This window comes from Stenotrophomonas sp. 8(2023), assembly GCF_030345295.1.
Taxonomy (GTDB): Bacteria; Pseudomonadota; Gammaproteobacteria; order Xanthomonadales; family Xanthomonadaceae; genus Stenotrophomonas; species Stenotrophomonas muris.
Genome location: NZ_CP128404.1, coordinates 1,944,641 through 1,953,730, shown reverse-complemented (window position 1 = coordinate 1,953,730; position 9,090 = coordinate 1,944,641). Strand labels below are relative to the sequence as shown.

At 64.8% G+C, this 9,090-nt stretch carries 12 protein-coding genes; all 12 read right to left on the bottom strand.

Annotation, left to right across the window (positions count from 1 at the left end; all coding sequences use genetic code 11):
* Window positions 1-2: 2 nt before the first annotated feature.
* Entirely contained in the window at window positions 3-353 is a 351-nt protein-coding gene (locus QP609_RS09250; RefSeq protein ID WP_111206209.1) for a hypothetical protein, read from the bottom strand.
* Between the two features lie 45 nt (window positions 354-398).
* Window positions 399-1,346, bottom strand: a complete 948-nt coding sequence (locus QP609_RS09245; RefSeq protein WP_289213976.1) for a major capsid family protein — start codon at window positions 1,344-1,346, stop codon at window positions 399-401.
* Between the two features lie 12 nt (window positions 1,347-1,358).
* Window positions 1,359-1,826, bottom strand: a complete 468-nt coding sequence (locus tag QP609_RS09240; RefSeq protein ID WP_289213975.1) for a hypothetical protein — start codon at window positions 1,824-1,826, stop codon at window positions 1,359-1,361.
* 3 nt (window positions 1,827-1,829) lie between these two features.
* Window positions 1,830-3,032: a DUF2213 domain-containing protein gene (locus tag QP609_RS09235; protein WP_289213974.1), complete on the bottom strand. Its 1,203-nt coding sequence runs from the start codon at window positions 3,030-3,032 to the stop codon at window positions 1,830-1,832.
* 3 nt (window positions 3,033-3,035) lie between these two features.
* Window positions 3,036-4,397 (bottom strand): phage portal protein, encoded by a 1,362-nt coding sequence (locus QP609_RS09230; RefSeq protein ID WP_289213973.1) that lies wholly within the window; start codon window positions 4,395-4,397, stop codon window positions 3,036-3,038.
* Window positions 4,397-5,965, bottom strand: a complete 1,569-nt coding sequence (terL, locus tag QP609_RS09225) for a phage terminase large subunit (RefSeq protein ID WP_289213972.1) — start codon at window positions 5,963-5,965, stop codon at window positions 4,397-4,399. The genes QP609_RS09230 and terL overlap by 1 nt, the downstream gene beginning before the upstream one ends.
* Complete coding sequence (locus QP609_RS09220) at window positions 5,880-6,362, bottom strand: terminase small subunit (RefSeq protein WP_289213971.1); 483 nt, start codon at window positions 6,360-6,362, stop codon at window positions 5,880-5,882. Before QP609_RS09220 ends, terL begins: the two co-directional genes overlap by 86 nt.
* Window positions 6,363-6,626: 264 nt before the next feature.
* Window positions 6,627-7,157, bottom strand: coding sequence for a hypothetical protein (locus tag QP609_RS09215; RefSeq protein WP_289213970.1), 531 nt, complete (start codon window positions 7,155-7,157; stop codon window positions 6,627-6,629).
* 1 nt (window position 7,158) lies between these two features.
* Window positions 7,159-7,374, bottom strand: a complete 216-nt coding sequence (locus QP609_RS09210; RefSeq protein ID WP_043034789.1) for a hypothetical protein — start codon at window positions 7,372-7,374, stop codon at window positions 7,159-7,161.
* Complete coding sequence (locus QP609_RS09205; protein WP_289213969.1) at window positions 7,371-7,697, bottom strand: hypothetical protein; 327 nt, start codon at window positions 7,695-7,697, stop codon at window positions 7,371-7,373. Before QP609_RS09205 ends, QP609_RS09210 begins: the two co-directional genes overlap by 4 nt.
* Window positions 7,694-8,209, bottom strand: coding sequence for a glycoside hydrolase family 19 protein (locus tag QP609_RS09200; protein ID WP_289213968.1), 516 nt, complete (start codon window positions 8,207-8,209; stop codon window positions 7,694-7,696). The genes QP609_RS09205 and QP609_RS09200 overlap by 4 nt, the downstream gene beginning before the upstream one ends.
* A gap of 286 nt (window positions 8,210-8,495) precedes the next feature.
* On the bottom strand, window positions 8,496-9,080 hold the full coding sequence (locus QP609_RS09195) for a hypothetical protein (RefSeq protein WP_289213967.1): 585 nt from the start codon (window positions 9,078-9,080) through the stop codon (window positions 8,496-8,498).
* Window positions 9,081-9,090: the final 10 nt, after the last annotated feature.

Below are 9,090 nucleotides of genomic sequence, written 5' to 3'. Positions count from 1 at the left end.
GGTCATCCCTCGCCGCCCGAATTGCCGCCGGCGGCCTTTTCAGCATCGGCGATTGCCGCCTGCAGCTTCGGCACACCCCAGTTGCCCTTCGCGTCGATGCCCAGCTCCTTGGCGCGCGCGATCAGGGCGTCCTTGTCGGCGCCGCCCTCGCCGCCCGAATTGCCGCCGGCGGCCTGCCCGCTGCCGCCGGCGTCGCCACCGGTGATGCTCAGGATCTCGGCCTTGATCCAGCCCTGCACCACCGAGTTCTTCTTCAGCTCCTCCCAGTTCGCGACCGGGGTCTGTTCGCCCGGCGGCAGAATCGTGCCGTCGGGCAGGCCCAGCGGACCATTGTGGTTGTTCTTGATCTTCATGCTTCGCTCCGATGTGGCCCCGGCGCGTGGCCGGGGCCGTGGGGATCAGATGCCGTCGAGGTAGACGACCTGCTTCGGCTGACGGACGTCCAGGCCGCCCAGTCGCATCACGCCCGGCACGTCCACGCGCAGCGGGCCAGCCGGATGCGGAGACAGGAAGCGGTGCGGCATCGGCATGTGCAGCTTCAGCACGCTGGGGTCGTAGCGATAGGCGACCAGACGTGCCACACCACCTACACCGGCAGTGTCCAGGCCGCGCTGTCCGCGCACGGTCAGCGGCTGTCCGGTAGTTGCGGTGTAGACGTTGTTGGCCAAGAAGTACTGCAGGATGGTGAGGTCGCTGTACTGACTCATCTTCTTGGTGGAGATCAGCATGAACTTCGACCACGGCAGCAGCAGTCGGTCCGCCAACGCAGTCGTATTGGTGCCGTTGAACACGTTCATCAGCGACGCGTTCATGTCATCGACGATTTGGTCCGAGGTTGCGGTACCGGCGACCTGCAGCGTGCCCCAGGAACCAGTTGGCGCCGCAATCGGGGTGACATTGGCGGCGTTGAACAGGCCACTGAAGCCCTTCGCCGTATCACCCAGCAGCGCCACGCGATCGACCATCTCTTCGGAGGCACGACGCGCGGCAGCGGCGTCTTCGGTGGGAAGATTGATGCCCAGCAGCTGGGCCCGCCCGATCTCCTCGAAACCGAAGCCATAGCCGATGCCAGCGGTGTAGACCGGGGTCTCGAACTTCGACCGAGTGGTGCCGGCCTTCGGAATATCGTCGGCATTGCCATTGATCCAGTCGGCCTTGCCGTATTGGTCCTGCGACATGTAGGTCACCGACGTGGCGAATTCGCTGCCGCTTGTATCCACCGGGATCAAACCGCGGTACTGGATATCCGGATAGACGGTGCGGTAAACGCCCGGCTCGATGATCGAAGCCTGGGCGACCACGAAGCCCAGTGCGGCCTGGGCATCGATCAGGGGGATTGCGCTCATGTTGTGGGCTCCTTAGCCGAGACGGACGACGGCCAGCTGGCCAGCGGCGGTGGTGCTGGTGTCCCAGCGGGCGCCAGGCACAAGCACATTGCTCGACCCCGCGTTGACGAACGTGCCGGTTGCCGTGACGTACACGGGATCTCCGGCTGCGACCGCGATCGCCGCCTCAACCCAGATGTCGCCCTTGGTGCGGACGCGTGCAGGTTCGCCCACGCCGAACGCATCGGTGGCGCGGCCGGTGACCTGGCCCGCCGTGACCGTCAGGCCCGAGGCTGAGCGATCCAGCAGAGCGATGCCGACGAACTTGCCGCCGGCGAAGGCCTTCACCGACTTGTCGGTGGCGCCCTGCTCCACGGCCTTGCCGAAGGCGATCGCCGCTCCCTCCACGGTGCGGGAGATGTCGGTGGCCGGCAGCATGGTCGCCGGCGCGCCGGCGATGGCGGCCGGCTGGGTATCCGGGTAGTTGGTCTGCAGTGCCATGGCTTAGGCCTCCTTCTGGCCAGCGGTGCGGAAGTCCAGGCCGGCCACAGACGCGGCATAGCCGTTGTCCTGCACCGGCTGGCGGTGGGTGGTGCTGTCGCGCAGCGCCTTGGCGACCGGATCGACCGGCTTGGCTTCGTCGGCCAGGATGTCGAAGCGGGCCTCGATGTATGCGTCGCCCTTGCCCGCCACCGCGGCATCGCCGAGCTTGGCGACCACGGCAATCTTGCGGACGTCGGCGTCAGTCTTGCCGCTGTAGTCGGCGTTGTGCACAGCCCTGGCCTTGGCGATCAGGTCGCCGCGCTGCTGCACGCGCTGGTCCAGGTCGGCGTCGCTCAGCACCTTGGCTTTCAGTGCGTCGCGCTCGGCCTCGATCTTGGCGATAGCCGCGTCCTTGGCGTCGATGGCAGCCTTGTGGGCAGCATCGGCGGTGCCAGCGGCGGCCTGCGCGTCCTTCAGCTGCTGCTGCAGCTTGCCAATGGCCTGGGCGCCGGCGTCGTTGGTGACGACGGACAGCCCATCGACCAAGATGGTCTTGTCGCTCATGGGTTCTTTCCTCGTAGATGGATTGTGGTCGTCGCCGTGCTGGTGCTGCTGACCACGCGCCCGGTCGACTAGCGCGAGTTCGTACTGCGTGAGCGGGGCCGGGCCCCAATGCGAATCGCCGATGCGGGTGTTGCCGGCGCGCGGGTTGTTGTCCGGCAGGTACGCCACATGGTTGAAGCGCAGCGGACCAGCCTGCCGGTACTGATACGCGGTGCCGTCCGGGGCAATGCCCTCGTCGGCAACGATCTCCACCGAGTAGCCGGCCGACAGCGAACGGGCACCGTCGGCCACCTCCTTGGCAGAAGCGGCGTCCATGATTGCCATGGGGGCAACCACATGCTCGCCATCGCGCACGACGCGACCACCGACCTGCCCGACGGTCAGCTCCTTCCAGTTGTCAGCGTTGACGCCCTTCGGTGGGTGGCCACGGGTGACCGGGCGGCCCACCAGCGAGCGCATGCTGTCCTCATCGAACACCGTCGCCGGGTCCCGGTAGACCCCGAACACCCGACCGGCATCGTCACCGGTCAGGCCGAGCTCGCGCCCCAGGTAATGCTGCACATTGCCCGCACGACTGACCTTTGCATCGCCGACCAGGAAACCGTCGCGCGTGAAAGCGAGCCCAGACGCGTCAAGCGCCAGGCTGTCGAAGATCTCCATGGCTCAGTCCTCGCTGTTGCTGTCTGGCCGCGGCGTGGCGGCGGCGCGCTGCTCGTCGTCGTCCTGATCGCCCTCGCGGTCCGGCGTCGACTTCCCGAACTCCAACATCTCGGCTTCCAAGCCAGGCGCAACGCCAGCTTCGGTCAGCATGTTCACCGCCACCGTGGACATCACCTCATCCGGCAGCAGCCGCGTTTCGGAGATGGTCTTGATGGTCTCTGCAGTGGTCTTGCCAATGGTTGCGCGCTCGGTGTCCGTGGTCTGCCACAGACTGCGCCAGTTGTAGAAAACCTCCTGCGGCCGGCTGCCCAGCGCCGAGCGGATCAGGCACTCGTCCAGAACCTGCAGCGCCGGCTGCAACACCAGCTCCTGGTTGCTGCTGATCCGGTCGTAGTAGTTCCGCAGGTCACTCTCGCCGCTGGCGTTAAGGCCGCCCGGCGACTGGCCCAGAAGGCGGGTCATGGGGATGTCCGACGCGCCGGACACCAGCTGCATAAAGCCCATAAGCAGGTCCACCAGGCCACCGAACTGAGCCTGCTTCTGTTCGTACTCCTCCTCCGCATCCAGCAGCAGCGCTCCGTTGACGCCCTTCGCCATCGCCGCAAGGGTGAGACGCTGCAGAACCTTCTGCTCATACTCCGGGTCGGCCAGGTTCGACATGAAGTTCGGAATCTTGATGACGTCGACCTTTGCCTCGAACACCAGGGAGGCGATGTTCGCAGCGCTGGCGTCGGCGTCCTTGATGGCCTTGCTGACGGCCATCAGCACCGAGTCGCCCCAGCCGTTGCCGGTGTCCAGTTCCGGATCTGGCTTCACCGCGCCCTGCAGAATCACCAACCTCGAAGGATGGATCTGCAACTGCCCGGCGGTGCCGCTGCTCAGGGTGTAGAACGCAGGGCGGCCATAGCCCGGCGACTCGGGATCTCGGTCCAACTCACCCGCCTGGAGCACGCGCTTCGAAAGCACGTTCAGATGACGGATGCCGGCCTTGCCCAAGGACTCAGGCTTCAGCGGCAGCATCGGATCGGACTGACCGGTACCGATGTAGAGCGCGGCTCCGCCGGTGAGGCGCGCACGGATCAATGCTTCCAGCAGCTTCTGCTGCAGGCCCAACCGCTTCTCCTCAGCCTCGATCGCGGTGATGTTCGCCTGATCGGCACTCCAACCGCGCCACTTCCGGCAGCTGTCCATCGCCGGGATGTCGATCACCTTCCGGGCCAACCACGTGCCGCGGTAGGCGTTTTCTGCCTCCTGGTCCGATAGGGTCGGCGGGCCGTAGAACGTCGACGCAGCCTTGTCGCGCGGCGTCCCCAGGTTGGCCACCAGGTTGACCAGCCCGTCCTTGATTTGTGCGAGCTTGCCCATCAGAGCGCGTCCCCGAGGTTGTAGGTGCTGCCGGTGACCAGCTCAGCGAATGCGCCGGACAGCGCATCCACTTGGTCGTCGTGCTTGGCGTTGGGGAATTCGGCGATCTCTTCCAAGAACGCGGCCACCCATGGGCCATTCACCAGCTTGATGTTTCCGGCTTCGGCCTGAGCCTCGACCGGTGTTGCGCGGACCTCCTTGGATCCGGATTCCAGCGCCGCCTTCACGTCCCAGCCGGCCAACAGCTTGATCTGGTGCGCAGCGTTGCTCTTGCCGGCGGCGCCAGGGTCCTGCGGGATCCGAACCTTGATCGCCTTGCCGTCCTGCAGCGCGGTGTTCTTCAGCATCCGTTCGACGCCGGCCGGAGATTCCTGCCCGCGCACGATGTCCAGCACGTAGTAGATGCCGCCGATCTCGCCCAGCAGTAGGCCGACCGTGTAGTCGGGGTCGCTGCTGGTCTTCTCCTTCGGATCGGTGGCGCCGAAATCCCAGCGCCTGACTTTCCGCGCCGCCGAGATGGCCGGAGCCCCGTCCACCACCTCAAACCATTCCCGCTTGAACGTGCCGCCGTCGCGCGGCGTTGGCCGCTGCTGGTACTGGCCAGCGTAGGCATAGCTGCCCTTTGCGCGCTTCAGCCGCTCCACCTCGGCGCGAGGGAAGCGCTCGGGAAACAGGAGCTCGCCGTCGACTGTGCGCGGATCCTCAAAGAACAGCGTGCCGTCCACATACGTGCGGCATGGGCCGCCGGTCTTCTTTCCGTCCTTGCCCACCCGCTCCGCCTCGAACTCCATCGGCAGGTTCAGGTGGACGAAGCCCAGGTCCAGCTCCATGGCCACGGCTGCAACGTCCTGCTGGTGCAGGCGCTGCATGATGATGACCATCGCCGACGACGTGATGTCGTTGAGGCGGTCGGTGATGCCCTCCCGGAAGATTCGGACAGCCGTCTTGCGCTCGGCGTCGCTCTCGGCCGTCTCGGTCGAATGCGGGTCGTCCACCTTCACCCGGTCACCGCGGCCACCGGTCATGGAGCTGAAAGGCCGGGCCTCGCTGAAGCCGTTGCCGGTGTTCTCGAACTTGCCCTTGGCGTTCTGATCGCCGCGCAGCTTCATCGGCCAGGCGGCCTGGTACTGGTCGCTCTCGATGAGGCGCCGCAGCTTCAGGTTGTCGCGCAGCACGTTTGGCTGGCTGTAGGAGGTGGCCAGCGTCTGCAGGTCCGGGCGGCCTACCGGCCCCCATTCCCACGCCGTCCAGAACACCATCAGCAGCGACTTCATCATGCCCGGGGGCACGGTCATCAGCAGGAACTGGATGCGGCCTTCGGTGACCGCTTCCAGGTGCCGGCACATGGCCCGCAATGCCCAGCCGAACTTCAGCGGTCTGGTCGGCTCCAGCACCCGCCAGTGTTCTTTGATGAAGCCCTCGAGCGTCTGCGATCGCGCCCGGATGCCTTCGACATCCTCTGCAATGCGCGCGCGCTCTCGCTCAGCCGCCCTCCTCGCTCGCTCCGCCCGGATCTCCGCCAGTGTCGGCAAGCGGACCGAGGATCTGTTCAAGGCGGTCGAGTTCATTGTCGGAAAGCTTGCTGAGGTCATAGGTGCCGATCGCGCCGCTGTGCTTGTGCTTCTCCACCAGCAGGCCGGCCAGCTTCCCCTTGCCCATCGTGGCGGTGACCGCGGCGCTGGCCTGCTTCTCCTTCAGCGCGAGCATCCGGGCCTGCTCCAGCTCGGCCATCAGGCTGTCGACGGTCACCTCGGCATTCTTGGCCACCTTCTGCTGGCCGGCGCGCACCGCAGCCTGGATACGCGGCTCGGTCAGGAGCCGTGACCCCTGCTGCTTGGCCGTCTTGTCGCTGTACCCGGCGCGGATTGCCGCCTGAGTCCCGTTGTGATCCTGCAGGTATTCCTGGACGAACCGCTGCTGCTTGGGGGTCAGCGGCGGCATCCGGGCTAGTTTGGTCTTGGCCATAGTCGGAGCGGAAATTCCGCAAGTGGAACGGCGGTGTGGCCTCGCCGACGATGTGACCGGCGGCGGAAATCGCGGAAGTGGAGATGTCGGCGGGCGTGGCACACCCTACCAACCAGCGTTCGAGCGTTTCGGTACAGATGTAGCCAGAAGGCGAGCCGAATCTGATTCGGTACCTATACAACTCACAAGAGGAAACACCCCAACATGGAAATCGCTGTCACCCCTGAACTTGTAAAAGCCATCATCGGCTCGGCCGTTGCGGCTCTAGTACGAGCCATCATTCGTAGCATCCAGAGCCGAGGTGCTTCTGGCCGGGGTTCCGGCCGCACCAACGTTGCGGTCAGCGTCGATCACGGCTTGGCAGGCGTGGACGTGGTCGTCCGCGTCTCGCCCGATTTGAATAAGAGCTCCCGCGACCTCTGCTCGTAATTGGGCGGCCTGGTCACGTTCGACGGCGCCGGCGGCGGCTTCGGACAGGCGAGCGGTATTGCAGGTGGCGAGGTCGTCGCGCAGCTGGAGGCTGCCATCACGCACGCCAGCAGCAACAGAAGCAGGGACGGCCGTGGCCGCGGTGCGATCTTCTTCATGCTTGGCTCCGATGGTGGCCAGCGCCTCGGCCTGGCTGTGCTCGACTGCACGCGTCTCGGTGAGCTGCTGGACCTGGCCAGCGCTGATGCTGGCTTGCTGTTGGGCTTCCCCGGCCTCGGCCCGATCACCGCGCCAAGCCCAGCCGGCACCAAACATGCCTGCCGACCAGGCGGCGAACACCAGCAGATAGATGGTGATCCGGTTCATGTCAGGCCCCTGGACCCTTGCGGGTCATGCCGAAGAAGTAGCCGATGACCATACCCGTAGCGTTGTTCAGGCCGCCGATCAGCATGCCGAACGAGTCCTTGTTCTCCGGCGGGATGGCCACTGCGATAAGGGCGGCCATGGCCATCCCAAGCAAGAACAACACCAGCACGGCGATGCCGACGCGCGCGGCGCCAATGTTGCGGGTCGCGAAGGTCATGCGGCACCTGCCAGTGAGTGAATTTCCTCCAGCGCCCAGTGGTAGAGCTGCTGGTCGGTGATGGTTACGCGAGTGAGGCGCTTGCCTCGCACTTCCTTGATGGCAACCTGGGTGGACTGCTGAACTGCCAGCAGCACGAATGCGATTCGCTGCTTGGTCGGGTCAGGCTCCTGCAGGACAGCGAGCGCGTCGCTGACCATCTCGCGGATGGCCAGCAGCAACTCGGCGGTGGGGTTCTTGGCCTTCTGGCTCTCCAGCACCACCAGCACGCCCTGCAACTGGTTGACCGGCGAGAGCTTGGCCTTTTTCTTGGCGGCCGTCATGCGAGGCCGAACAGCTTCTTGGCCTGTGCCAGCCTGAGCTTCCGGTCCTCCAGACCGTTGGTGCCGCCGTTGACGCGCTTCGTCACTGCTACCACGTCGTCGCGGTCGGCCAGCGAGTTCAGACCTTTACGCTTCCAGAACCAGCCAGCGGCTGCCACTGCCCAAGGCAGCTGCGCAACCAGTTCAGGGGAGCGGACGAAGAGATCGCCCTGCCCCATTGCATGGCTGAAGGTCGCGTAGTTCTCGCGCCCGGTCAGCTGGATCAGGCCTCGTCCCTTGAAGCGCACGCCGTCACCCGGCTGCAAGTTGCCCAGGTCGGCCCGGCCTTCGTAGGCGCGGCCCGAGGCGTACTCGGTGGCAGTGCGGAAGCCATCCGATTCATGCGCGACCTGAGCCAGGAAGTGCGCCTTCTGAAGCGCGGTCACAATACCGAACTGGATGCACGCATCCTCCAGCGGCTTCGCGTACTGGCCGGCGCCCATGGCGGCCGCTACGGTTTCGGTGCTCACCATGGTCTCTCCTGAATAGGTGCCCGCCCCGCAACCGGCTAGTGCGCGAGGGTGTGGTTGGTCCGGGGGGCTGCGGGCGTAGAGGGCCGATCACCACCGCTGCCTAGGCGCTGCCCGGCCTCCAAGGGCCGTGCGCAGACCGCCCGCCTGCGTTCACGCCAGCCCCAATCGCCTCACGGCGAGCGGAGGGGGTTTCAGCGCGGTGACTGATCGGTGTTCTTGGTCCCGGAAACGCAGAAGCCCCAGCGCAGGGCCGGGGCTTCAGGGACAATTCTTGACATTTGCATAATTAGGGCATTTGTCTGTGCAACCTGTCAATACCTGCCATCAAATTGAATGAAAATTCCCCGATCTCATCTCGGGACACAGGGAGCACTTCAATACCAGATATCTGTGTGAGCAGCGGTCGGAACGACTCCACCGCTTCGACGAATCCGTCGATAAGCTTGAGTTCTACTTTGGACAGCTCCATGACATCTTCGGCTAGATTTTTGTCGTCCCAATGGGCAACCATCTTGTCCCGGATGTCTTTGATCCCCGCCAAACCTGCTACGTGTCCATCAAACAATGCCTTGGCGGCACCATTCAGTGTTTGGAGGTCAGCCCTCCCGTTCGTTCGCTTAACGAGCGTAGGAATTGAGACGTACTTGTCGGTCACTGAGTTATGAAGGCCAAGGATCGCCGACCGAAAATGCGCAGATTTGGTCGAATAAAAGAACCGCACAACATGTCGATCGTGGGGGAATGGCAATCCCACTCCATCCAGCTCGGTGAAAAACCACCAGTGCTCAGACATTTGGCGCAGTTCGCGGTTGAGAATCTGAGCGAACTGCTGAAGAGGCAGCACCTTTTGGTGTTCAAATTTTCTTCTCATGGGACGCGCT